The following is a 25,485-nucleotide window of genomic DNA, read 5'->3' on the forward strand; positions in this document are numbered from 1 at the left end:
GCCCGAGGGTTCCGGCAAAGTCGGTCGCCGGTGCCGTGAATGACTGATTCATCTGCTCAGGCGATGCTGTTGCCGACTTCGGGATTCGCGCCGACCGGAGTGGCCACCATGCCGACCGGAGCGGCCAACACAACGACCGGAGCGGCCAACACGTCCAGGTTTCCGGTGTGTTGGCCACTCCGGTCGCCGAACTGGCCGTTGCGGGCGATCCGCCGCCACACCGGCACCCGCCGCACCCGCCCCGAATTCGCTGACAAGCATCCTCAGGGCGTCAGGAATGAGTCATTCAAGACGTCCCGACACGCTCCCCGCACCTGATCGACACCGGTAGCACGGCCGCTCAAGCGACTTTGCCGGGCCCTGGGTGCACCCGGGCGGCGGGGGATGGGCGCCGCCCGGGTGCACCGGTCAGGCCCGCACCGTCGCGAGCGCCTGCGACCAGGATTCGACCTGGTCCAGTACGCGGGTCAGTTCGTCCTCACGGGACGGTTGCGGCGTGAATTCCGGGTAGGTCGGGAAGTCCGAGCCGATCGGCAGGGCCAGCTGCGCCGAAACCGGCGCGAGGCCGACCTCGATCGCCACCAGCTTCAGCTGTTCGACCGCGCGGACCCCGCCGGCTCCGCCGTAGCTGACGAAACCGATGGCCTTGTCGCGCCACTCCGCGTAGACGAAGTCGAACGCGTTCTTCACCGCCGCCGACGGCGCGTGGTTGTATTCCGGCGTCACCACGACGAAACCGTCGAAGGACGCGATCTTCTCCGCCCACCGCTTGGTGTGCTCGCCCGCGTACTGCCCGACCGCGGCGGGGATCTCTTCGTCGTAGAGCGGCAGGTTCCACTCCGCGAGGTCGACGACCTCGTACTCGACCTCCGGCCGCTTCGAAGCGACCCGGTGCACCCAGTCCACCACGTTCCCGGCGATCCGGCCCGGTCGTGTGCTGCCGACGATCACGGCGATCTTCGTCATGTCCCCATCCTTCGTGTTCGGAGTCGCTCCGGATCATGGAACGGATTCCGCGCCGGCGGAAGGAGGCACTTGTCTTTCCCGTGGTTACACGAATGTGCCTCCTGCCGGGATCCGTTGGCGCGCGCCATAATCGCGAAGTGGGAACCGTAGACGTCGCGGTGCGGTCACCGCGGGCCTCGCTCGCGTTGCTCGCGACCGGCCAGCTGATGCTGATCATCGACGGCACCGGCGTGGCCGTGGCGCTGCCGCGGGTGCGCGACGAGCTCGGCCTGGCCGGAGCTCAGTTGTCGTGGGTGGTCAACGGTTATCTCGTCGCGTTCGGCGGCCTCCTGCTGCTGTGCGGCCGGGTGGGTGACCTCGTGGGACGGCGGCGCGTCTTCCTCGCCGGGATCGCGGTGTTCACCGCCGCCTCGGCGGTCTGCGGCGTGGCGGGCACCGGCGCCGTGCTCGTCGCGGCCCGGTTCGCCCAGGGCGCCGGCGGGGCGCTGGCGGGTTCGGTGATCACCGGCATGGCCGTCGTGCTGTTCCCCGATGGCCGGGCGCGGGTCCGCGCGATCACGGTGCTCGCGTTCGTGGCGGCCGCGGGCGGTTCGGTCGGCGCGCTCGGCGGCGGCGCGCTCACCCAGGCGTTCGGCTGGCGCTCGGTTTTCCTGGTGAACCTGCCGATCGGCGTGCTGCTGCTGGTGTTCGGCCGCCGGGTACTGGCGCCGGAGCGGGGCACCGGCTGGGGCGCGGGTGCCGACCTGTTCGGCGGTGCGCTCGTCACGGCCGGGCTGATGCTCCTGGTGCTCGGCATCGGCGAGCTGGGGCCGGACGGTCCCGGGACCTGGCTCCCGCCCGTGCTCGTCGGCGCGGGCGTGGTGCTGCTGGTGGCGTTCGTCGTCCGCCAAGCACGTGCCGGAAACCCGTTGCTGCCGCTGGGGATGTTCACCTCCCGTGCGCTGTCGGGCGGGAACGCCGTGCAGGCCTTGTTCGTCGGGGCGATGTTCGGCTTCCAGTACCTGGTGACGTTGTACCTGCAGGAGGTGCTGGGACTGACGTCGCTGGAGACGGGGCTCGCGTACCTGCTGGCCTCGGCGGTGATCGGCGCGGTCACCCTCGGCGCGGCCCAGCGGCTCATCGTGCGCTGGGGCGCGCGTGGGGTACTGCTGGCGGGTCTCGCCGCGGGTTTGCTTTCGTTCGGCTGGCTCGTCCGGGTCCCGGCCGGCGGCGGGTTCGCGCTCGACGTGCTGCCCGCGATGGTGGTGCTCGGGGTGTCGGCGGGGCTCGTCCTCCCGGCCGCGACGGCGCTCGCGATGACGGGCGCGGCCGAGGCGGATTCCGGTCTCCGGTCGGCGCTTTCCGGTACGGCGCAGCAGGTCGGGGGAGCGCTGGGCCTTGCCGTGCTGGCGGCGTTCGCCGGGGCCGGCTACCGCTGGGGTTTCGCCGCTGGCGCCGTGCTGCTGGTACTGGCCGGGCTCCTGGTGCTCGCGGTGCTACGCCGTGAGCACGGCTGAGGGCATGGCGTCCAGCACCGCGGCGACGGTGGCCGGGTCGACGTCGCGCACGAGTTCCGGACCGGCCGGGCCGTCGAGGACGAACGCCAGTCCACCGCCGGTCGCCTTCTTGTCCGAGCGCATCAGGGAAATCAGCTCGTCGGTGTCCACCCCGGCCGGCAGGGTGTCCGGCAATCCGTAGTGCCGGACCACTTCGGTGTGTTCCAGCGCCCGTTCCCCGGTGATGCGGCCGAGCGCGCGGGCCAGCCGTCCGGCGAACACCGTCCCCACGGCGACCGCCTCGCCGTGCCGCCGCCGGAAGCCGGTCGCGAGTTCGATGGCGTGGCCCAGGGTGTGCCCGTAGTTCAGCAGGTGGCGACGGCCGGCGTCCCGCTCGTCTTCGGCGACGATCGCGGCCTTGAGCGCGACGCTCGCGGCGATCTGGTCCGGCACGGCGCGCCCGCGCAGGTCACCGGTGCCGATGAAGTGCGCGCGGGCGATCTCGCCGTAGCCGTTGGTCCACTCGGGCTCGGGCAGGGTGGCGAGGAAGTCGGTGTCGCACAGGACTTCGGCGGGCTGCCAGTACGCGCCGACGAGGTTCTTGCCCGCCGGGAGGTTCACCGCGGTCTTGCCGCCCACGCTCGCGTCGACCTGGGCGAGCAGCGACGTCGGCAGGTGCACGACGGGCAGGCCGCGGTGGTACAGCGCCGCGGCCAGGCCCACCACGTCGGTCGTGGTGCCGCCACCGCACGAGACCACCGCGTCGGCGCGGGTCAGCCCGAACGCCGCGAACTCCCGGCACAGGCCCTCGACGGTGGCCAGCGTCTTCGCTTGCTCGCCGTCGTTCGCACGGGTGCGCAACGCCGGCACGCCGGGGTCGGGGACCGCGTCCGGCGGCCGTGCCGACACGATCGCGACCCGGCGCGCGCCGAGGCGTTCGACCACCTCGGGCAGCCGCTGCCGCACCCCGGGTCCGATGTGGACGGAGTACGCGCGCTCGCCCAACGGGACGTCGACCCGGTGCGCGGTCATCGCACCTCCTCGGCCGGCACGAGGTCGGAGAGCGCTTGCGCGGCCAGCCGGTACCCCGCGGCGCCCAGGCCCGCGATCACGCCCGCGGCCAGCGGCGCGAGGACGGACTCGTGCCGGAAGGTCTCGCGTGCCCAGATGTTGGACAGGTGCACCTCGATCCACGGCCGGGGGTAGTTCGCCAATGCGTCACGCAGGCTCCAGCCGTGGATCATGAGCGCGCCGGGGTTGACGATCGCGCCGACGGTGTCGTAGTTGTCCTGCACCGCGCGCACCAGTTCGCCTTCACCGTCGAGCTGGACCTCGCGCACTTTCCAGCCCCGCCCGGCGATTTCGGCGCCGACGGCGGCGGCGATGTCGGCCAGCGTGGCCGTGCCGTAGATCTCCGGCTGGCGCCGGCCGAGGATGCCCAGGTTCGGCCCGTTCAGTAGCAGTACGGCGGTCACGACGCTCCTCCGCGGACTGGGATCGCTGACGCCGCAATGCTATTCGGGCCGCCGGGCCCGCCGGGGCGGATCGGGATCGTCAGCCCGTGGGAAAGGGGTGCGGTAGGGGAAGCTAGGGGCAGTGACGCCCTGCTCCCGCGCCGTTAGCGTCGGAAGGGCCCGGCCGGTGTCGGCGGGCGTTCTCGCGATGTCGCGACTTCCCCTCGGTGCAGCAGAAAGGTGACGTGCCATGACGGCTAGCCCGCGGCCGGCCCCGGAGTTCCCGGCCTGGCCCCAGTATTCCGACGAGGAGCGCACCGGCCTGATCCGGGCGCTCGAGCAGGGGCAGTGGTGGCGGATCGGCGGCAGTGAGGTCGACTCGTTCGAGCACGAGTTCGCGAGCTACCACGGCGCCGACCACGCCCTCGCCGTCACCAACGGCACCCACGCGCTGGAGCTGGCCCTCGAGGTGCTCGGGGTGGGCCCCGGCACCGAGGTCGTGGTCCCGGCGTTCACGTTCATCTCGTCCTCACAGGCGGCCCAGCGGCTCGGCGCCGTCGCGGTGCCGGTGGACGTCGACCCCGGCACGTACAACATCGACCCCGCCGCGGCGGCCGCGGCCATCACGCCCCGAACGAAGGCGATCATGCCGGTGCACATGGCGGGGCTGGTCGCCGACCTCGACGCGCTGGCCAAGCTGTCCGCGGACAGCGGCGTCCCGCTGCTGCAGGACGCCGCGCACGCGCACGGCGCGCGGTGGCAGGGCAAGCGGATCGGCGAGCTCGGCTCGGTCGCCGCGTTCAGCTTCCAGAACGGCAAGCTGATGACCGCGGGAGAAGGCGGTGCCGTCCTGTTCCCGGACGAGGGCTTGTACGAGCAGGGGTTCCTGCGGCACAGCTGCGGCCGTCCGCGCACCGACCGCGGCTACTTCCACCGCACGTCCGGGTCGAACTTCCGGCTCAACGAGTTCTCCGCCGGCGTGCTGCGCGCGCAGCTCAAGCGGCTCGACAGCCAGATCGACACGCGCGAGCGCCGCTGGCCGGTGCTGCGCGAGCTGCTCGCCGCGATCCCGGGAGTCGTGCCGCAGGGCGGTGACGACCGGGCCGACCGCAACCCGCACTACATGGCCATGTTCCGCGTGCCCGGCATCGGGGAAGAGCGGCGCAACTCCCTCGTCGACGAGCTGGTCGCGCGAGGGCTGCCGGCGTTCGCGGCGTTCCGCGCGGTCTACCGCACGGACGCGTTCTGGGAAACCGGGGCGCCGGCGGAAACCGTGGACGAGCTGGCCGAGCGCTGCCCGCACGCCGAAGCGATCACCACCGACACGGTCTGGCTGCACCACCGGACACTGCTCGCTTCGGAGCAGGACATCCGGGACACGGCCGCGATCGTCGCCGACGCCGTGGCGGGGCTGTGACCGTCCGGGTGGCGCTCATCGGCCTGGGCTGGGCGGCCCGGTCGATCTGGCTGCCCCGCCTGCGAGCGCTGCCGGGCTACCGGGTCACCGACCTCGTCGACGCGAACCCCGTGGTGCTGGCCTCGGTGGCGCAGGAGCTGCCCGGCGCGTGCCGGCACCGGGATCCGGACGAGCTGAAGCCCGCCCAGGTGGACCTGGCGATCGTCGCGGTGCCCAACCACGCCCACAGCGCAGTAGCCGCCGACCTGCTCGCCCGGGGCATCCCGGTGTTCGTCGAAAAGCCCGTGTGCCTGTCGTCGGCCGAGGCGGACCGGCTGGCCGGCGCGGAGGCGGCGGGCGGCGCGGTGCTGCTCGCCGGCAGCGCCAGCCGTTACCGCGCCGACGTCCGCGCGCTGCACGAAGTGGCTGGCACCCTCGGCGAGATCCGGCACGTCGGAGCCACCTGGGTGCGCTCCCGCGGCGTGCCCGACAGCGGCGGCTGGTTCACCAACCGGCGGCTCGCCGGCGGTGGCGCGCTGGTCGACCTCGGCTGGCACCTGCTGGACGCGATCACGCCGCTGCTCGGCCCGGCCGGGTTCGACCAGGTGGCCGGCAGCGTCTCCGCGGACTTCGTGCGCGACCCCGAGTGGAGCGCGGCCTGGAAGTTCTCGCGGCCCGCGACCGGCGACGCGGACGTCGAGGACACCGTGCGCGCGTTCCTGGTCACCGAAGCGGGTCTGCCGGTGTCGCTGCGGGCGAGCTGGGCCTCGCACGAGGCGTTGGACAGCACGGTCTTGACCGTCGAGGGCAGCGCCGCCACGGCGACGTTGCGCTGCACGTTCGGGTTCAGCCCGAACCGGGCGGCCGGGTCGAAGCTGACCCGGACCGAGGCCGGGGAAACCGTCGAAGTGCCACTGCCGGACGAGCCGATCGGTGCCGAGTACGACCGCCAGCTGGCGGGCCTGCCCGCACGGCTGGCCGACCCGGCCGCCCGCGGTGCGGCGATCGCCGAGACCCGCCGGTCCATCGGCGTGATCGAGCGGATCTACGCCTCCGCGTACACCGCGCGGACCGCGTTGGCGGGCCGGCGATGACAGCGACGCGGGACGAGGCCGTCCGCGGGCTCCGCGACGGCGTGCGGGTGCGGGCGGTCGTCTTCGACCTCGACGGCGTCCTGGTGGACAGCTTCCAGGTCATGCGCGAGGCCTTTCACATCGCCTACGCGGAGGTCGTCGGCGACGGACCGGCGCCGTTCGAGGAGTACAACCGTCACCTCGGCCGGTACTTCCCCGACATCATGCGGATCATGGGCCTCCCGCTGGAGCTCGAGGAACCGTTCGTCCGCGAGAGCTACCGGCTGGCGCACCGGGCCCCGCTGTTCCCCGGGGTGCCCGCCCTGCTCACCGAGCTGGGCGAGCTGGGGGTGCGCCTCGCCGTGGCGACGGGGAAGAGCGGGCCCCGTGCGCGGTCCCTTTTGGACGGTCTCGGCGTGCTGCGGCGCTTCGACCACGTGCTGGGTTCGGACGAGGTCGCACACCCCAAGCCGGCGCCGGACATCGTGCTGCGCGCGCTGGAGCTGCTCGGGGTCGGCGCGGCCGACGCGCTGATGGTCGGGGACGCGGTGACGGACCTCGCCAGCGCGCGTGGCGCGGAGGTGGGCGCGGTGGCGGCGTTGTGGGGCGAGACGGACGAGGCGTCCCTGCGCGCGGCCGGCCCGGACGCGGTCGTGCGCAGCCCGGGCGAGCTGCTGGCCCTGGTGCGCAACGGCTTACCGGCGCCCCGGTGACTGAGCCACCCGCCGTGTGACGGCCCGGCCCAAGCGCCCCAATGTGGCCTTCGGTGCGTCAGACGCACCGAAGGGGCCCTTGGGTGCGTGAGACGCAACCAAGGCCACATTGGGGCGCTCGGGGCCGGCGGATCGGGGTGGCTCACCGGGTTTCAGGGGTCGACAGGGGATCGGCGAGCCCCGCCCTCAGCTGAGACTTGATCTCGGAAATCCGGTGGAGCCAGGGAAGAGGGGACATGCTGCGAACCGAGCTGATCCGGCCGCTGCCCGACACGCTGCGGGCGCACGCGGCCGAATTCGGCGCCAAGACCGCCTTCCGGGACGCGCACCGCGAGGTGAGCTACGCCGATCTGGAGGCGCGGACCCGGCGGCTGGCCGGGCACCTGGCCGGGTTCCGGCTGCAGCCGGGGGACCGGGCCGCGATCCTGCTCGGCAACTCGGTCGAGGTCGTCGAAAGCTACTTCGCGATCACGCGCGCGAGCGCGATCGGCGTGCCGCTCAACCCGCGGGTGACCGCTCGCGAGCTGGCTTACCTCCTGCGCGACAGCGGCGCCCGGGTGGTGATCACCGATCCGGCGCGGGCGGAGCTGGTGCTGCGCACGGCCGAACCGGGGATCCGGGTCGTCGTCACGGGCGACGGACCGGTACCCCCGGGAACGGTGCCGTTCGCGACGCTTGCGGTGACCGAGCCCGCCCTCCCGGCGCGCGACGACCTCGGGCTCGACGACCTGACGTGGATGCTCTACACCTCCGGCACGACCGGGAAGCCGAAGGGCGTGCTTTCCACGCAGCGCAACGCGTTGTGGTCGGTGGCCGCCTGCTACGCGCCGATCCCCGGCCTCTCCGCCGAAGACCGCGTGCTGTGGCCGCTTCCGCTGTTCCACAGCCTTTCGCACATCGCGTGCGTCCTCGGGGTCACGTCGGTCGGCGCGACCGCGCGGATCCTGGACGGGTTCGCCGCGGACGACGTCCTCGCGGCGCTGCGGGAGGACTCCTCGACGTTCCTGGCGGGCGTCCCGACCATGTACCACTACCTGGTCCAGGCCGCCCGCGACGACGGGTTCAGCGCGCCCGCCGTGCGGATGTGCCTCGTCGGCGGCGCGATCACCACGGCCGAGCTGCGCCGTTCGTTCGAAGAAGCCTTCGGGGCGCCCCTGCTGGACGCCTACGGCAGCACCGAAACCTGCGGCTCGATCGCGATCAACTGGCCGACCGGCGCCCGCGTGGAGGGTTCTTGCGGGCTTCCGGTACCCGGCCTGGGCGTGCGGCTGGTCGACACCACGACCGGCGAAGACGCCGCCGCCGGTCAAGAGGGCGAGGTGTGGGTCCGCGGTCCCAGCGTGATGGCCGGCTACCACAACCAGCCCGAGGCGACCGCGGCCGCGTTCACCGACGGCTGGTACCGGACCGGCGACCTGGCCCGCCGGGACGAAGCCGGCTACCTGACGATCACCGGGCGGATCAAGGAACTGATCATCCGCGGCGGGGAGAACATCCACCCCGGCGAGGTCGAGGCCGTGCTGCGCGCGCAGCCCGGGGTCGCCGACGTGGCGGTGGCGGGCAAGCCGCACGACGTGCTCGGCGAGGTGCCGGTCGCGTTCGTGGTGCCCGGCCCGGAGGGCTTCGACGCGGCGGCGCTGCTCGCGGCGTGCCGGGCGGAGCTGTCCTACTTCAAGGTGCCCGAGGAGATCTACGAGATCCGTTCGGTGCCGCGCACGGCGTCGGGCAAGGTCACCCGGCACGTCCTGCTGGAGCGGCCGGCGCGCTTGCGGGCGACCGGTGGCGGCCACGAGGACGTCCTGTTCCGGCTCGATTGGGTACCGGTTCCCGCGGTGCCCGCCCCACCGGCGCTGGCGGCCGGCGCGGTCGTGGCCGACGGCGCCGAGCAGGCGGCCGCCGCGCTCGCCGCGTCGCCGTCCGGCCCGGTCGTCGGCGTGACCCGCCGGGCCGCCGCGGTCGGCACGGACGTGCCCGGACCGGCGGCTGTGGCGGCCCTGCAAGCATTGTTGACCATCCACAACGGACAGCCCGGCCGGCTCGTGCTGGCCGACCTCGACGACGGCGGGCTGCCGCCCGAGCTGCCCGCGGACGAACCCCGGCTGGCCGTGCGCGACGGGGTCGTGCTCGTGCCGCGGCTCGCGCCGGTCGCCGCCGGGGACGAGCCGGTCACCCCGGCCGGACCGGTCCTGGTGACCGGAGCCGACGGGCCCGTCGCGGCCGCCGTCGCACGCCACCTGCTTTCGGCCTACGACCTGCGTGAGTTCGTGCTGCTGAGCCCACGCGGGCAGGACGACGAAGCCGCCACGCTCGCCGGGTCCCTGCGCCGCGGCGGGGCCCGGGTCGTGCTCGTGGCGGGCGAGGCGGCGGACCGGGCCGCGGTGACCGCCGCGGTCCGCGCCGCCGGCCGTCCGCCCGGCACGGTGGTGCACGCCGCGGGCCTGCCGGGGACGGCGTCCCCGCCGGCGGCCCGCTCGGGTGCGGACGGCGCCCGCCACCTGCACGAACTGACCGCGGACTTGAGCGCCTTCGTGGTGCTCACCCGCTCCGGCCTCGTCGACGGCGACGCGCAGCACGCGGGGCTCGACGCCGAGGTCGAAGCCCTCGCGCTGCGGCGCCGGGCGGCCGGTCTGCCCGCGCTTTCCCTTTCGCTGGGGCCGTCGGCGCTGACCGTGCCGTCCGGCACCGGCGGGGTCGGCACCCTCGGCACCCGCGACGTCCTGGCCGCGTTCGACGCCGCGCTCGCCGCGAACCTCCCGCACCTGGTCGCGGTGAAGCCGGACGTCACGACCGCGCGGGGCTCGGTGCCCGCGCCACTGCGCGGCCTGATCGACGCACCCGCTCCGGCACGGGCACCCCGGCGCCTCGGCGGGGTACCCGGACGCGAACAGCACCGCAGGCTCCTCGACACCGTTCGCGCGGCGGCCGCCGACGTGCTCGGCCTGCCGGACGCCGACGCGCTCGCCCCCGATCGCCCGTTCCAAGAACTGGGCCTGACGTCGGTGACCGCGGTCAAGCTCCGCACGGCGCTGGCCGCGGAGCACGGCATCGCCCTGTCGGCGACGGCCGCCTTCGACCACCCGACGCCGGCAGCACTCGCCCGGCACCTGCACGGGCTGCTTACTGGTGAGCGCGCCGGCCCCACGACCGCGCTGTCGCGGACCGGCGCGCCGGGCGAGCCGATCGCGATCGTGGCGGCGGCCTGCCGCCTGCCGGGCGAGGTCCGCTCGCCGGAAGACCTCTGGCGCCTGGTCGCCGACGGCCGGGACGCCGTATCGGCCTTCCCCGAGGACCGCGGCTGGAACGTCGCCGACCTCTACGACCCGGATCCGGACCGGCCGGGCAAGTCCTACGTCCGCGAGGGCGGCTTCCTCCACGACGCCGGGGACTTCGACCCGGCGCTGTTCGGGATCTCACCGCGCGAGGCGCTGGCGATGGACCCGCAGCAGCGGCTGCTGCTCGAGGTGGCGTGGGAGGTGTTCGAGCGGGCGGGCCTCGACCCGGCCTCGCTGCGCGGGCAGGACATCGGCACCTTCGCCGGCCTGATGCACCACGACTACGCAGTCCGCCCCGGCGAAGCACCCGAAGAGATCCAGGGCTACCTCGGCATCGGCACCGCCGGCAGCGTGGCGTCCGGCCGGATCGCCTACACCTTCGGGTTGGAAGGCCCGGCGATCACCGTCGACACGGCGTGCTCGTCGTCGCTCGTGGCGGTGCACCTGGCGGTGCGCGCCTTGCGCGAAGGGGAGTGCTCCCTCGCGGTCGCCGGTGGTGCCGCGGTGATGGCCACCCCAGGCGTGTTCCTCGAGTTCTCCCGCCAGCGCGGGCTGGCGCCGGACGGCCGGTGCAAGGCGTTCGCCGACGCGGCCGACGGCACCGGCTGGTCCGAAGGTGCCGGAGTTCTCTTGCTGGAACGGCTTTCGGACGCGCGGCGCAACGGCCACCCGGTGCTCGCGGTGGTCCGCGGGACCGCGGTCAACCAGGACGGCGCGTCCAACGGCCTGACCGCGCCGAACGGGCCGTCGCAGGAACGCGTCATCCGCCAGGCGCTGGCCGACGCGCGGCTGTCCACATCGGACATCGACGTGGTCGAAGCGCACGGCACCGGGACGACCCTGGGCGATCCGATCGAAGCCCAAGCGCTGCTGGCCACCTACGGGCAGGACCGCGCCGAGCCGCTGTACCTCGGCTCTCTGAAGTCGAACATCGGGCACACGCAGGCGGCGGCGGGCGTCGCGGGGATCATCAAGGTCGTCGAGTCGTTGCGGCACGGTGTGTTGCCGAAGACGCTGCACGTCGACAAGCCGTCGTCCCATGTGGACTGGGACAGCGGTGCGGTCGAACTGCTCACCGAGGCCCGCGACTGGCGCGCGGGCGACCGGCCGCGCCGGGCCGGGGTGTCCTCGTTCGGCGTGAGCGGCACCAACGCGCACGTGATCGTCGAAGAAGCGCCCGCGGCCGAAGCCGAGCCCGGCGCCCGCGTCGAACCTCCGGCGGCGGCCTGGCTCCTGTCCGGCCACACGCCCGAAGCCCGCCGCGACCAGGCCGTGCGGCTCGCGCGGCACTTGGCGGACCAAGACTTCACCCTCGCCGGCGTCGGCCGGTCCCTCGCCGAGACCCGGGCGACCCTGGAGCACCGCGCCGCCGTGGTCGCCCGGTCCGGGGCGGACGCACTGGCGGGAGTCGCGGCGCTCGCCCGGAGCGAACCGGCCCCCGAGGTGCTGACCGGTGTCGCCGACGTGCGCGGCAAGACGGTGTTCGTGTTCCCGGGCCAGGGATCGCAGTGGGCCGGGATGGGCGCGGAACTCCTCGACACCGTGCCGGTGTTCGCCGAGGCCGTCGACGAGGTCGCGGCCGCGCTCGCGCCGTTCGTGGACTGGGACGTCCGCGCCGTTCTGCGGCAGGCGGAGGGTGCGCCGTCGCTGGAGCGGGTCGACGTCGTGCAGCCCGCGTCGTTCGCGGTCGCGGTCGGGCTGGCCCGGCTGTGGCAGGCGTTCGGCGTCGTCCCGGACGCGGTCGTGGGCCACTCGCAGGGCGAGATCGCCGCCGCCCACGTCGCCGGCGCGCTGTCGCTGGCGGACGCGGCCGAGGTGGTGGCGGTGCGCAGCCAGGTGATCGCCGCCCGGCTGGCCGGCCGGGGCGGGATGCTGTCCGTGGCCCTGCCGTCGGTCGACCTCGCTCGCTGGGACGGCCGGCTCGAACTCGCCGCCGTCAACGGCCCGTCGTCACTGGTCGTGGCAGGAGACCCGGACGCGCTGGACGAGCTGGCCGCCGGCTTGGAAGCCGATGGCGTGCGGGTGCGCCGGATCCCGGTCGACTACGCCTCCCACACCGCCGGCGTCGAGCAGATCGAGGACGAGCTGGGCCGCCGGCTCGCCGGGATCGCCCCGGGACCGGCGGCCGTGCCGTTCTGGTCCACTGTGGAGAGCCGCTGGCTCGGCGGCGAAGACCTCGACGCGGGCTACTGGTACCGCAACCTGCGCCGGACCGTCCGGTTCGCCGAAGCGACAGAAGCACTGGCGGCTGACGGCTTCCGCGCGTTCGTCGAGACCAGCGCGCACCCCGTGCTGACCTTCGCGGTCCAGGACGCCCTCGACCACCACGGCGTCGACCGCGCCGTGGTCACCGGCACCCTGCGTCGCGACGAGGGCGGCCTGCACCGGTTCCTCCTCTCCGCGGCGGCGCTGTCCGTGCGGGGCGTCGCCGTCGACTGGCCGGTGGCCTTCGCCGGAACCGGCGCCGCTCGCGTCACCCTGCCGACCTACCCGTTCCAGCGCTCTCGCTACTGGCTCGAACCGGCTACCGCGGGCGGCGACGTCACCGCCGTCGGGCTCGACGACGCGGGGCACCCGCTGCTCGGCGCCGAAGTCCCGGTCGCGGACGGCGGATCGGCCCTGTTCACCGGGCAGCTCTCGGTGCGGCGGCACCCGTGGCTGGCCGACCACGTCGTCGACGGCGCGATCCTGCTGCCGGGCACCGCGTTGCTCGACGCGCTCGGTGCGATCGGCGAGCGGCTCGGCGTGCCGGTCGTCGAAGAACTGACGGTCGCATCCCCGATCGTCGTGCCCGAAGACGGCGCCATCGACCTCCAGATCGGTGTCGCCGAGCCGGACGGCTCGCGGCGGGCGGTGCGCGTGCACGTCCGCGCCGGCGGTTCGTGGACCGAGCACGCGACCGGCTCGTTGAGCAGCGCGGACCCGTCGGCGCCCGGTGTGCTGCCGTGGCCGCCGTCCGCCGAGCCGGTGGACATCACGGGGCTCTACGACCGGCTGACGGTCGCTTACGGCCCGGCCTTCCACGCCGTCCGCGAGGTCCGGCGGGACGCCGAGCGGGTGTACGCCGAGATCGAGCTGCCCGAAGGGGTTTCCGCCGACGGCTACCGGATCCACCCGGCACTGCTGGACGCGGCGCTGCACCCGCTGCCCGGCTCCGGTCTGCTGCCCGGCCCGGACCGGCCGCGCCTGGCCTTCTCGTGGTCGGGGGTGCGGTGGCACGCCACCGGTGCCCGGTCCCTGCGGGTCGTGCTGGCCCGGGCCGGGGAGGACGCGATCTCGATCCGCGCGACCGATGCCTCCGGTGTACCGGTGCTCGACGTCGACCGGCTCGTCGTGCGCCCGGTCACGCCGCCCCGCGCCGATTCGCTGTTCGAGGTCGGCTGGGTCCCGGCGCCCGCGCGCACCGAGCCCGGCCCGTGGCGCCTCGTGTCCACAGTGGACGAAGTGGCCGACGACGTGCCGCCGACCGTGGTGCTGGTTCCCGGCGCGGGCGAGGAGGACCTTCCGGTGCCGGAGCGGGTCCGGGCGGTCGGGCTGGCCACGCTGACCGCGTTGCGCGAGTGGCCGGCGGGCACCCGGCTGGCGATCGCCGTTGAATCCGGTGACCTGGCCGGCGAGTCGGTCGCCGGGCTGGTCCGGTCCGCGCAGTCGGAGAACCCGGGCCGGTTCCTGCTCCTGGAACTGGACCGCGTGACCGAAACGACCATCGGCACGGCGCTGAGCGTGGACGGCGACGAGCCGTGGATCGCGGTGCGCGACGGCGTCCCGCTCGTCGCCCGGCTCACCCGTACGCCCCACCCTCCGGGCACGTCCGCACTCGACGGGGGTGCGGTGCTCGTCACCGGGGCCACCGGCGGCCTCGGCCGGCTCGTCACGCGGCACCTCGTCGAGACCCACGGCGTGCGTGAACTGGTCCTCATCGGACGCTCCGGCGTCCCCGCGGCCCAGCGCGAAGAACTGACGTCGGCCGGCGCGACGGTGCACGCCGTCACCGGCGACGCCGCCGACCGGGTGGTGCTGGCCAGTGCTCTCGAAACCGTCGGGGACCGGCTGGCCGGCGTGGTCCACATCGCGGGGATCGTCGACGACGGCGTCCTCGGCTCGCTGACCCCCGAGCAGTGGAACCGGGTGCTGCGCACCAAAGTGGACACCGCGTGGCACCTGCACGAACTGACCGCCGGGCTCGACCTGCGCGCGTTCGTGCTGTTCTCTTCGGCGGCGTCGACGTTCGGCGGCGCCGGGCAGGCGAATTACGCCGCGGCCAACGCGTTCCTCGACGGCTTCGCCCGGTACCGGCACGACTTGGGCCTGCCCGCCACGTCCCTCGCCTGGGGCCTCTGGGAAACCGCGGCGGGCATGGGCGGCCGGCTCGGCGAAGTGGACCTCGCTCGGATGGCGCGCTTCGGGACGTTGCCGCTTTCCGACGAAGAAGGCCTCGCGCTGTTCGACGCCGCCTTGGCGTCCGCCCGGCCCGCCCTGGTGCCGATCCGCCTGGACCTCGCCGCGGCCCGCGCCGCCGCGGACGTGCCCGCGTTGCTGCGCGGCCGCACTCCGCGCCGTGCTCCGGCCACCACCGGTCTCCGCCGGCGGCTGTCCGGGCTCCCGGAGGCCGACCGTGAAGCCGCCGTGCTGGCCGAGGTCCGCGCCCGGGCGGCGGCCGTGCTCGGCCACGCCACCGCGGACGCGGTCGACCCGTTGCGCGCGTTCAAGGACGCCGGCTTCGACTCGCTGACCGCGGTCGAGCTGCGCAATCGGCTCACCGAGGCGACCGGCGTGCGGCTCCCGGCGACGCTCGTGTTCGACCACCCGACCCCGGCGGCGCTGGCCGCCCACCTGCACCGTGAACTGCTCGGCGCCAAGCCCGCACCGGCGGCCGTGGTGCCGTCGAGCGCCACCCCCGCGGAGGACGCCGTGGCGATCGTCGCGATGGGCTGCCGGTTCCCCGGCGGGATCGGCTCGCCCGAGGATCTCTGGCGGTTCGTCGACGCCGGCGGCGACGCGATCGGGCCGTTCCCGGCCGACCGCGGCTGGGACCTCGACACGGGCTTCGACCCGGACCCCGACCGGCCCGGCACGACCTACGTCCGCGGCGGCGGCTTCCTCGACGGCGTAGCGGACTTCGACGCCGAGTTCTTCGGCATCAACCCCCGCGAGGCGCTGGCCATGGACCCGCAGCAGCGGCTGCTGCTGGAGGTCTCCTGGGAGACCTTCGAACGCGCCGGGCTCGACCCGGCCGCTCTGCGCGGCACCCCGACCGGCGTGTTCGTCGGCACGCACGGGCAGGACTACGGCACCGGCGACCAGCGCGACGCGGGCGCCGACGAGGGCTACCTCGTCACCGGCAACGCGGGCAGCGTGCTCTCCGGCCGGGTCGCGTACGCGCTCGGCTTGGAGGGCCCGGCGGTCACCGTGGACACCGCGTGCTCGTCGTCGTTGGTCGCCCTGCACCTGGCCGCGCGAGCGCTGCGGGCCGGTGAAGTCTCGCTGGCACTGGCCGGCGGCGTCTCGGTGATGTCCACTTTGGAGGGACTGATCGGGTTCAGCCGGCAACGCGGACTGGCGGCCGACGGCCGCTGCAAGGCCTTCGCCGAAGGCGCGGACGGCTTCGGCATGGCCGAAGGCGTCGGCGTGCTGCTGCTGGAACGGCTGTCCGACGCGCGTCGCCGCGGGCACCCGGTGCTCGCCGTGGTGCGCGGCTCGGCGGTCAACCAGGACGGCGCGTCGAACGGCCTGACCGCGCCGAACGGGCCGTCCCAGGAACGGGTCATCCGCCAGGCCCTCGCCTCGGCGGGACTGTCCACATCGGACGTCGATGTCGTCGAGGCGCACGGCACCGGCACCGCACTGGGCGACCCGATCGAGGCGCAGGCCCTGCTGGCCACCTACGGCCAGGACCGCGAGGTACCGCTGCTGATCGGCTCGGTGAAGTCCAACATCGGGCACACCCAGGCCGCGGCCGGGGCGGCCGGGCTGATCAAGGTGGTCGAGGCGTTCCGGCACGGTCGGCTGCCCGCCACCCTGCACGTGGCCGAGCCGTCGTCGCACGTGGACTGGGGGAGCGGGGCGGTCGAGCTGCTGACCGAGCCGCGCGAGTGGCCCCGCGGCGGGCGGCCGCGGCGGGCCGGGGTGTCGTCGTTCGGCGTCAGCGGGACCAACGCGCACGTGATCCTGGAGGATGTGCCCGCCGAGCCCGTGGCGCCGCGAGACCGGGTCCCGGCTGTGGTCCCGTGGCTGGTGTCCGGCCGGACCGAAGAAGCCTTGGTGGCTCAGGGGCGCCGGTTGACGTCCTTTGTGGACAGTAGGCCCGAGCTGCCGGCGGCCGACGTCGCGTTGTCCCTGGCGACGACTCGCACGCCGATGGCGCACCGGGCGGTCGTGCTCGCCGCGTCGGCCGAGGAGGCGCTGCCCGGCTTGCTTTCCCCGGCCGAAGCGGTGTCCGGCGTGGCCGACGTCCGCGGCAAGACGGCGTTCGTCTTCCCCGGGCAGGGTTCGCAGTGGGCCGGGATGGGCGCGGAGCTGCTCGACAGCGCGCCGGTGTTCGCCTCGGCCGTGACGGAGGTGGCGGAAGCGCTGGCGCCGTTCGTGGACTGGGACCTGCTCGCCGTGCTGCGGCAGGAGAACGACGCGCCGTCGCTGGACCGGGTCGACGTGGTGCAGCCGGCGTCGTTCGCGGTGGCCGTGGGGCTGGCGCGGCTGTGGCAGGAGTTCGGTGTCGTCCCCGACGCGGTCGTCGGGCACTCCCAGGGCGAGATCGCGGCCGCGTACGTCGCCGGTGCGCTGTCGCTGGCGGACGCGGCGAAGGTCGTGGCGTTGCGGAGCCGGGTGATCGCCGCCCGGCTGGCCGGCCGCGGCGGGATGGCGTCGGTGTCGCTGTCGCCGGAGGCCGTGGCCACGCGGCTGGGGCCTTGGGAAGGCCGGCTCGAGCTGGCGGCCGTCAACGGTCCGGCGTCGATCGTGGTGGCCGGTGATCCGGACGCCCTCGCCGAGCTGGTGGCGGCGCTCGAGGCCGAAGGGGTCCGGGCCCGGCACATCCCGGTGGACTACGCGTCGCACACCCGGCACGTGGCGGCCGTCGAGGACGAGCTGGCCGCGGTGCTGTCCGACGTCCGGCCGCGGCCACCGGCGATCCCGTTCCACTCCACTGTGGACGACCGCTGGATCGAAGGGGCCGAGCTGGACGCGAAGTACTGGTACCGCAACCTCCGTGAGACCGTGCGCTTCGCTGCGGCGACCGAAACGCTGGTGGCCGAGGGGTTCCGCGGGTTCGTCGAGGTCAGTGCGCACCCCGTGCTGACGTTCGCCGTCGCGCAGACGCTCGACGGCCACGACGTGCCTGCCGTCGTCACGGGCACATTGCGCCGCGAGGAAGGTGGCCTGTCCCGGTTCCTGGCCGCCACCGCCGAGCTGGTGGTGCGTGGCCTGCCGGTCGACTGGTCGCCGCTGTTCGCGAACGCCGTGCGCACCGAACTGCCGACGTACGCGTTCCAGCACCGGCGCTTCTGGCTCGAGCCGGCCCGCAAGCCCGCGGACGTCACCGCGGCGGGCCTCGACCCGGCCGGGCACCCGCTGCTCGGCGCGGTCGTGAGCCTGCCCGAGGGCGGGGTGGTCGCGACGAGCAGGTTGTCGGTCGCCACGCACCCGTGGCTGGCCGACCACGAGGTCGCGGGCACTGTCCTGCTACCCGGTACGGCGCTGCTGGAGCTGGCGGTGCGCGTGGGCGACGAGGCAGGCCTCCCGGCCCTGACCGAACTCGTCGTCGAGACGCCGTTGGTGCTCAGTGGCGCGCTGCAGGTCCGGGTGAGCGTGACGGCCGGCGGCGACTTGGCGGTGCACTCGCGGCGTGAAGGTGCGGAGCCGTGGACCCGGCACGCGATCGGCCACTTGGCCGCCGAGGCACCCGAACCAGAGTCTCTTTCCTGGCCGGCGGATGCCGAACCCGTCGAACTCGAAGGCTTCTACGACCAGCTGGCGGATTCGGGGTACACGTACGGCCCGGCGTTCCGCGGCCTGCGCGCGGCGTGGCGGCGCGGGTCCGAGGTGTTCGCGGAGGTAGCGCTGCCCGACGGCCGGCAGGCGGCCGGCTTCGGCCTGCACCCGGCGCTGTTCGACGCGGCCCTGCAGGCGGCCAACCTCGGTGCGGCACCGCAGGGGGAGCTGCTGCTGCCGTTCGCCTGGCACGGGTTCACGCTGCACGCGACGGGCGCGACGGCGCTGCGGGTGCACGCATCGCCGACACCGGAGGGAGTCCGCATCACGGCAACGGACCCGGCGGGCGCACCCGTGGCGACGCTCGAAGGGCTGGTGCTGCGTCCGGCCCCCGCGACGGGGTTGCTGCCCCGCGCGGGCGGGCTCTACCGGATCAGCCCGGCCCCGGTGGAGCTGCCCACCGCGGCGGAGGTGGCATCGGAGGTCCGGGTGCTCGACCTGACCGGAGTTCCGATCGCCGGCACCTTGCCGGCCCGGGCCCGCGACCTGACCGCCGCCACCCTGGCAGCCATCCAGACGCACCTGGCCACCGACAACCCCGGCCCGCTCGTCATCCTCGCCCCCGCCGACGACCGCGATCCCGCGATCGCCGCGGCTCAAGGACTTGTGCGGTCCGCCCAGTCCGAAAACCCCGGCCGGTTCGTGCTCGTCGACACCGACAGCACGGCGACCCCGCTGCCGGAACTCGTCGCCACCGGCGAACCGCACCTCGTGTTCCGAAACGGCGAAGCCTCCGCACTCCGCCTGCTGCCCCTCCAGCCGGACCGCGAGGCCCGGCCGTGGAACCCCGAAGGCACCGTGCTGATCACCGGCGGCACCGGCACCGTCGGCGGCCTGGTCGCCCGGCACCTCGTCACCGCGCACGGCGTCCGCCGGTTGCTGCTGGTCAGCCGCCACGGCGAAAGCGGCGAAAGGGACCTGGACGCCGACGTGACCGTGGTGGCGGCCGACGTCTCCGACCGCGCCGCGCTCGCCGAAGTGCTCGAGAGCATCCCGGCCGAACACCCCCTCACCGCCGTGATCCACGCGGCCGGCACCCTCGACGACGGCGTCGTCGAGGCCCTGACCCCGGAGCGGATCGAGACCGTCTTCCGCGCCAAGGTCGACGGGGCCTGGCACCTGCACGAGCTGACCGAGCACACCGACCTCGCCGCGTTCGTGCTGTTCTCCTCGGGCGCGGGGACGTTCGGCAGCTCCGGCCAGGGCAACTACGCCGCCGCCAACGCGTTCCTCGACGCGCTCGCCCGGCGTCGCGCGGCAGCGGGCCTGCCTGCCTTGTCGCTCGCCTGGGGACTCTGGACCCCGGACAGCGCGCTCACCGGTCGCCTCGGCGACACCGAACGGGCCCGCCTGGCCCGTGGCGGGGACGCCGGGCTGTCGGCGGAAGACGGCGTCGCCCTGTTCGACGACGGGCTCCGCACCGGTGACGCCGTCGCGCTGGCGGCGAACCTCGACCTCGCCGCCCTGCGTGGCCGGGGTGATCCGCCGGCGCTGCTGCGCGCCCTCGTCCGAGCGCCGCGACGCACCGCCGGAACGCAGAACGCCGGCTCGGTCCGGCAGCGGCTCGCCGCGCTGGGCCCGGCGGAGCAGGAAAAGGTGCTGCTGGACCTCGTGCGCGGCCACGCCGCCACCGTCCTGGGGCACTCCGGTGTCGCCGCGGTCAAGGCCGGGCAGGCGTTCAAGGACGTCGGGTTCGACTCGCTGACCGCGGTCGAGCTGCGCAACCGCCTGACCGAGGCCACGACCGTGCGGCTGCCCGCCACCGCGGTCTTCGACCACCCGACTCCGGCCGCGCTGGCCCGCTTCCTGCGCGGGAGACTCGGCGTCAGCACGGCGCCACCGGGCCTCCCGGAGCTCGACCGGCTGGAACGCGCACTGGCGGCAGCGGACGAAGCGGCGCGCGCGAGGGCGGTGGCCCGGCTCGCGGAGCTCTCCCGGAAGTGGGCTGCCGCGGACGGCGGCGAAGACCTCGACGCCGTGACCGACGACCAGCTCTTCGCGCTGGCCGACCAGGAACTGGGACGGTGACCATGGCCGACGACGGCAAGCTCCGCGACTACCTCAAGGCCACCCTCGGCGAGCTGCGCCAGACCAGAGCGCGCCTCCGGGATCTGGAAGCCGAGCGCACCGAGCCGATCGCGATCGTCTCGGCCGCTTGTCGGCTGCCTGGGGACGTGAACTCCCCGGAAGACCTCTGGCGCCTGGTCGCCGAGGGTGGTGACGCCATCACGCCGTTCCCGCGCGACCGCGGCTGGCGCCTGGGGGAGCTGTTCGACGACGACGCCGACCACCCCGGCACGACCTACGCCACCGAGGGCGGCTTCCTGGCCGACGCGGGCGGGTTCGACGCCGCCCTGTTCGGGATCTCGCCGCGCGAGGCGCTGGCCGTCGACCCGCAGCAACGGCAGCTGCTGGAGCTGTCGTGGGAGGCGTTCGAACGGGCACGGATCGACCCGGCTTCCGTGCGCGGGCAGCGGATCGGTGTCTTCGCCGGCCTGATGCACCACGACTACGCGGCCAAGCTGGCCCGGCTGCCCGACGGCCTCGAAGGGTACTTCGGCATCGGGAACTCCGGCAGCGTCGCCTCGGGGCGGATCGCCTACACCCTCGGCCTCGAAGGCCCGGCGATCACGGTGGACACCGCGTGCTCGTCGTCGCTGGTGGCCATCCACCTCGCGGTGCGGTCCCTGCGCGACGGCGAATGCGCACTCGCCCTGGCCGGCGGCGTGGCCGTGATGGGAACCCCGGACGTGTTCGTCGACTTCGCCCGGCAGCGCGGCCTCGCGCGGGACAACCGCTGCAAGGCGTTCGGTGACGCCGCCGACGGCACCGCGCTCGCCGAAGGAGCCGGTCTGGTGCTGCTGGAGCGGTTGTCGGACGCACAGCGGCTCGGCCACCCCGTGCTGGCGGTCGTCCGCGGCACCGCCGTGAACCAGGACGGCGCCTCCAACGGGCTGACCGCTCCGCACGGGCCGTCCCAGGAACGCGTGATCCGCCAAGCCCTCGACGACGCCGGACTGTCCACAGCGGACGTCGATCTCGTCGAGGCGCACGGCACCGGCACCGCGCTCGGCGACCCGATCGAAGCACAGGCCGTGCTCGCCACCTACGGCCGGGACCGGCCCGCCGGACGGCCCCTGTACCTCGGCTCGGTGAAGTCCAACCTCGGCCACACCCAGGCCGCTGCCGGGCTCGCCGGCGTGCTCAAGGTCGTCGCCGCGCTCCGGCACCGGCTGCTCCCGGTGACGCTGCACGCCGACCCACCGACGTCCAAAGTGGACTGGACGGCCGGTGACGTCGAACTGCTCACCGAAGCCCGCGACTGGACCGACCCCGGCGGTCCGCGCCGCGCGGGCGTCTCGTCGTTCGGGGTGAGCGGCACCAACGCGCACGTCATCGTCGAAGAGGCACCGGAAGCGCCGGTCCGGCCACCGGCGGAGGCTCCGCACGTCGTGCCGTGGCCGTTGTCCGCACGCACCGCCGGCGCCCTGCGCGCCCAGGCCGCGCGGATCGCTTCCGTCGACGCCGAGGTCGCCGAGATCGGCTACGCGCTGGCCACCACGCGGGCCACGCTGGAGCACCGCGCGGTGGTCGTCGCCGCTTCCCTGGCCGATGCCCGCGCGGGTGCCGCGGCGGTGGCAGCGGGGGAACCGGCCCCGGAAGTGCTCACCAGGCAGGCGGCCGTGGACGGCCGGCTCGCGTTCGTGTTCCCCGGCCAGGGCGCCCAGTGGGCGGGCATGGCCGCCCCGCTGCTCGACTCCTCGCCGGTCTTCGCCGACGCGTTCAGCCGGGTCGCGAAGGCGCTGGCGGAGTTCGTCGACTGGGACCCGATCGACGCGGCCCGCGGGCTGATCGCCGCCGACCGGGTCGACGTCGTCCAGCCGCTGTCGTTCGCCGTGGCGGTGTCGCTGGCCGCACTGTGGCGCTCGGCCGGCGTCGTACCGGACGCCGTGATCGGGCATTCGCAAGGCGAGATCGCCGCGGCGCACGTCGCCGGCGCGCTGTCCCTGACCGACGCGGCCCGGGTAGTCGCGTTGCGCAGCCAGGCGATCGCCGCCACCCTCGCCGGGCACGGCGGGATGCTGTCGGTCGCGCTGTCCGAGCGTGACGTTGCGCGGCACCTGCGCGACGGGATCGAACTCGCCGCGGTCAACGGACCGGCGTCGGTCGTCGTCGCGGGCGAGCCGGCGGCCCTCGACGACCTCGCGGCCGCGCTCGACGCCGACGGCGTGCGGGTGCGGCGGATCCCGGTCGACTACGCCTCGCACACCTCGCACGTGGAGTGGATCGAGAACAGCCTCTCCCGGTTGCTTTCCGCCGTGCGTCCGGCCGCGCCGGCAGTGCCGTTCTATTCCACAGTGGACGGCGCCTGGGTCGAAGGTGCCGAGCTGGACGCGAAGTACTGGTACCGCAATCTCCGCCGGACCGTCCGGTTCGCCGAGGCGACCGAAGCGCTGGCGGCCGCCGGCTACCGGGCCTTCGTCGAGGTGAGCCCGCACCCCGTGCTGACCGCTCCGGTCGAGGAGACGCTCGACCTCCTCGACGAACCGTCGGTCGTCGGCGGCACCCTCCGCCGCGACGACGGCGGCCTCGACCGCTTCCTGCTCTCGGCGGCCCACCTGCACGTCGCGGGGGTGGACGTCGACTGGTCGGCCGCCTTCGGCGAACAGCCACCCGTTCCGGCGGACCTGCCGCCCTACCCGTTCCAGCACGAGCGCTACTGGCTGGCACCGGGTGGCGGGGAAGCCGGCACCGGGCACCCGCTGCTGGACTCGGTGCTCGCCCTGCCCGGATCCGGGGGCGCCGTGGGCAGCGGCACGGTCTCGCTCGACACCCACCCCTGGCTCGCCGACCACGCCGTTTCCGGGCGGGTGCTGCTGCCGGGCACCGCGTTGGTCGAGATCGCGCTGCGGACCGGCGAAGAGACCGGCGACGACGCGCTGGACGAGCTGATCATCGAGGAGCCGGTCGTGCTGCCCGAACGCGGCGGCCTGGAGCTGCGGGTGGTGTCGGGCGAACTCGGCGAGACCGGCCGCCGTCCGGTGACCGTCCACTCCCGTCCGGCGGAAGGTACTTGGACACGGCACGCTCAAGGGTTTCTCACCACGGCCTCGCCGTCCACGCGGCCGGAGGAGCCCTGGCCGCCGGTGCCCGGCGAACCCGTCGACCTGACCCGGTTCTACGCCGACTTCGCCGAGCGCGGGTACGGCTACGGCCCGGCGTTCCAGGGCTTGCGCAAGGCGTGGCACCGTGACGGCGAAGTCTTCGCGGAAGTGGCGCTGCCCGAGGGCCGCCAGGCGGATGCGGCCCGCTTCGGCTTGCACCCGGCCCTGCTGGACGCGGCCCTGCAGGCGACCAGCCTCGTGGCCGCGGGCGACCCGGACCGGATCGTGCTTCCGTTCGCCTGGACCGGGTTCACGTTGAGTTCCACGGGTGCCACGGAGCTGAGGGTGCACGCCAAGCCCACCGGCGCCGACGCCTTCACGCTGACGGTGACCGATCCCGCCGGAGCGATGGTGGCGTCGCTGGCGGAGCTGGCGCTGCGCCCGCTGTCGCCGTCCCGCGCCGGCATCGCCACGGACGCCTTGTTCCGCGTCGGCCGTCGCCCGGTACCGCTGACCGGCGCGGGTGATCGGCCGCTGCCGCGCGTGCTCGACGTCTCCGGTGCCGGACCGGTGGCCGCCCGCGCGGCCACCACCGAAGTGCTCGCGGCGCTACAGCGCGACGACGAGCCCCTGGTCGTGGTCACCGCGGACCCGGCTGACCCGGTGGCGGCCGCGGTGTGGGGGCTGGTGCGCACGGCGCAGTCGGAGCAGCCGGGCCGGATCACGTTGGTGGCCGCCGAACCACCGGACCACGCCCTGCTGCCCGCCGCGCTCGCCACCGGCGAACCCCAGCTCCTGCTGCGCGACGGCCGCGCGAGCGTGCCGAGGCTGGTCCGCGCGGAGGTCCGGGGCGCGGCCCGGCCGTGGAACCCGGAGGGAACCGTCGTCATCACCGGCGGAACCGGCACCCTCGGCACTGCGGTGGCCCGCCACGTCGTCGCGAACTACGGCGTGCGCCGGCTCGTGCTCGTCAGCCGCGGCGGAGGGCCCGTTCCCGACCTGGACGCCGACGTCCGGATCGCCGCCGCGGACGTCGCCGACCGCGCCGCCCTCGCCGGCGTCCTGGCTGCGATCCCGCCCGAACACCCGCTCACCGCGGTCGTGCACGCGGCCGGGGTGCTGGACGACGGCGTGGTCGGCGGGCTGACGCCGGAGCGGATCGACAGCGTCTTCCGGCCCAAGGTCGACGGTGCGTGGCACCTGCACGAGCTGACCGAAGGCGCCGACCTCGCCGCGTTCGTGCTGTTCTCGTCCGGGGCGGGCGTCTTCGGCACGGCCGGGCAGGGCAACTACGCCGCCGCCAACGGGTTCCTCGACGGGCTGGCCCAGCACCGGCGGGCGCGCGGGCTGCCGGCGACGTCGCTCGCGTGGGGCCTGTGGTCGGAGACCAGCGCGCTCACCGCCGGTGCCGACCGCGACCGGCTCGGCCGCGGCGGCCTGCTCGGGCTGTCCACCGCCGAGGCGCTCGAGCTGTTCGACACCGCCCTGGGCGGGGACGACGCCTTGCTGGTCCCGGCGAGGTTCGACTTCGTGGCGTTGCGAGCGCAGGCCGACGAAGTGCCCGTGCTGCTGCGGGACCTCGTGCGGCCGCCGCGGAGAACGGCGGGAACTTCCACCGCGACCACCACCGGCCTGCGGGACCGCCTGGCGGGACTCGCCGAGCCCGACCGCGTGCGGCTGGTGGTCGACGTGGTCCGGCGGCACACCGCCGCCGTGCTCGGCCACTCCACTGTGGACGAAGTACCCGCGACGCGGTCGTTCAAGGAAGCCGGGTTCGACTCGCTGGCGGCGGTCGAACTGCGCAACCGGCTCAGTGGCGAAGCCGCCGTACGGCTGCCGGCCACGCTGGTCTTCGACCACCCGACGCCCGCCGTCCTGGCGAAGCGGGTGCTGGCCGAGCTGTTCGGCGAAGCGGAACCCGAGCGGGCGGACCCGGGCTTGGCCGGGGAAACGGAGCTGATCACGGCGATGAACGTCGACGAACTCGTCGCCCGTGCGCTGGGAGGGAGCGGCCGATGAGCCAGGACCGGGTGGTCGAGGCGCTG

Annotated in this window: 10 protein-coding genes; 6 read left to right on the top strand and 4 right to left on the bottom strand. The window is 74.5% G+C overall.

Going from position 1 to position 25,485, the window contains the following annotated elements; translation table 11 throughout:
* Positions 1–56: 56 nt before the first annotated feature.
* On the bottom strand, positions 57–227 hold the full coding sequence (locus tag ACLJQM_RS11050; protein ID WP_410631069.1) for a hypothetical protein: 171 nt from the start codon (positions 225–227) through the stop codon (positions 57–59).
* Between the two features lie 181 nt (positions 228–408).
* Positions 409–966 (bottom strand): NADPH-dependent FMN reductase, encoded by a 558-nt coding sequence (locus ACLJQM_RS11055; RefSeq protein ID WP_410631070.1) that lies wholly within the window; start codon positions 964–966, stop codon positions 409–411.
* Positions 967–1,103: 137 nt separating this feature from the next.
* Between ACLJQM_RS11055 and ACLJQM_RS11060 the strand changes: the two genes are divergently transcribed.
* Complete coding sequence (locus ACLJQM_RS11060) at positions 1,104–2,462, top strand: MFS transporter (protein WP_410631071.1); 1,359 nt, start codon at positions 1,104–1,106, stop codon at positions 2,460–2,462.
* On the opposite strand, the gene ACLJQM_RS11065 is transcribed toward ACLJQM_RS11060, so the two are convergent.
* Both ACLJQM_RS11065 and ACLJQM_RS11070 read right to left on the bottom strand, forming a co-directional pair.
* Positions 2,442–3,473 carry a 3-dehydroquinate synthase family protein gene (locus ACLJQM_RS11065; RefSeq protein WP_410631072.1) on the bottom strand — a complete coding sequence of 344 codons (1,032 nt, stop codon included), beginning with the start codon at positions 3,471–3,473 and terminating at the stop codon, positions 2,442–2,444. The genes ACLJQM_RS11060 and ACLJQM_RS11065 overlap by 21 nt on opposite strands.
* Positions 3,470–3,916, bottom strand: coding sequence for a type II 3-dehydroquinate dehydratase (locus ACLJQM_RS11070; protein WP_410631073.1), 447 nt, complete (start codon positions 3,914–3,916; stop codon positions 3,470–3,472). The genes ACLJQM_RS11065 and ACLJQM_RS11070 overlap by 4 nt, the downstream gene beginning before the upstream one ends.
* Before the next feature lie 229 nt (positions 3,917–4,145).
* Here ACLJQM_RS11070 and ACLJQM_RS11075 point away from each other — a divergent pair, with 229 nt between their 5' ends.
* From ACLJQM_RS11075 to ACLJQM_RS11095, 5 genes are all read left to right on the top strand, one after another.
* Positions 4,146–5,312, top strand: a complete 1,167-nt coding sequence (locus ACLJQM_RS11075; protein ID WP_410631074.1) for a DegT/DnrJ/EryC1/StrS family aminotransferase — start codon at positions 4,146–4,148, stop codon at positions 5,310–5,312.
* Complete coding sequence (locus tag ACLJQM_RS11080; protein ID WP_410631075.1) at positions 5,309–6,385, top strand: Gfo/Idh/MocA family protein; 1,077 nt, start codon at positions 5,309–5,311, stop codon at positions 6,383–6,385. Before ACLJQM_RS11075 ends, ACLJQM_RS11080 begins: the two co-directional genes overlap by 4 nt.
* Positions 6,382–7,077, top strand: coding sequence for an HAD-IA family hydrolase (locus ACLJQM_RS11085; protein WP_410631076.1), 696 nt, complete (start codon positions 6,382–6,384; stop codon positions 7,075–7,077). The genes ACLJQM_RS11080 and ACLJQM_RS11085 overlap by 4 nt, the downstream gene beginning before the upstream one ends.
* A 236-nt stretch (positions 7,078–7,313) precedes the next feature.
* Entirely contained in the window at positions 7,314–20,363 is a 13,050-nt protein-coding gene (locus tag ACLJQM_RS11090; RefSeq protein ID WP_410631077.1) for an SDR family NAD(P)-dependent oxidoreductase, read from the top strand.
* Positions 20,360–25,459, top strand: coding sequence for an SDR family NAD(P)-dependent oxidoreductase (locus ACLJQM_RS11095; RefSeq protein ID WP_410631078.1), 5,100 nt, complete (start codon positions 20,360–20,362; stop codon positions 25,457–25,459). Before ACLJQM_RS11090 ends, ACLJQM_RS11095 begins: the two co-directional genes overlap by 4 nt.
* Positions 25,460–25,485: the final 26 nt, after the last annotated feature.

This window comes from Amycolatopsis sp. cmx-4-83 (assembly GCF_046548815.1).
Taxonomy (GTDB): domain Bacteria; phylum Actinomycetota; class Actinomycetes; order Mycobacteriales; family Pseudonocardiaceae; genus Amycolatopsis; species Amycolatopsis pretoriensis_A.

Excerpts from the sequence above, each read along its gene's own strand:
- ACLJQM_RS11055 (WP_410631070.1), bottom strand. The coding sequence starts at position 966 with ATGACGAAGATCGCCGTGATCGTCGGCAGCACACGACCGGGCCGGATC.
- ACLJQM_RS11065 (WP_410631072.1), bottom strand. The coding sequence starts at position 3,473 with ATGACCGCGCACCGGGTCGACGTCCCGTTGGGCGAGCGCGCGTACTCC.
- ACLJQM_RS11075 (WP_410631074.1), top strand. The coding sequence starts at position 4,146 with ATGACGGCTAGCCCGCGGCCGGCCCCGGAGTTCCCGGCCTGGCCCCAG.
- ACLJQM_RS11090 (WP_410631077.1), top strand. The coding sequence starts at position 7,314 with ATGCTGCGAACCGAGCTGATCCGGCCGCTGCCCGACACGCTGCGGGCG.
- ACLJQM_RS11085 (WP_410631076.1), top strand. The coding sequence starts at position 6,382 with ATGACAGCGACGCGGGACGAGGCCGTCCGCGGGCTCCGCGACGGCGTG.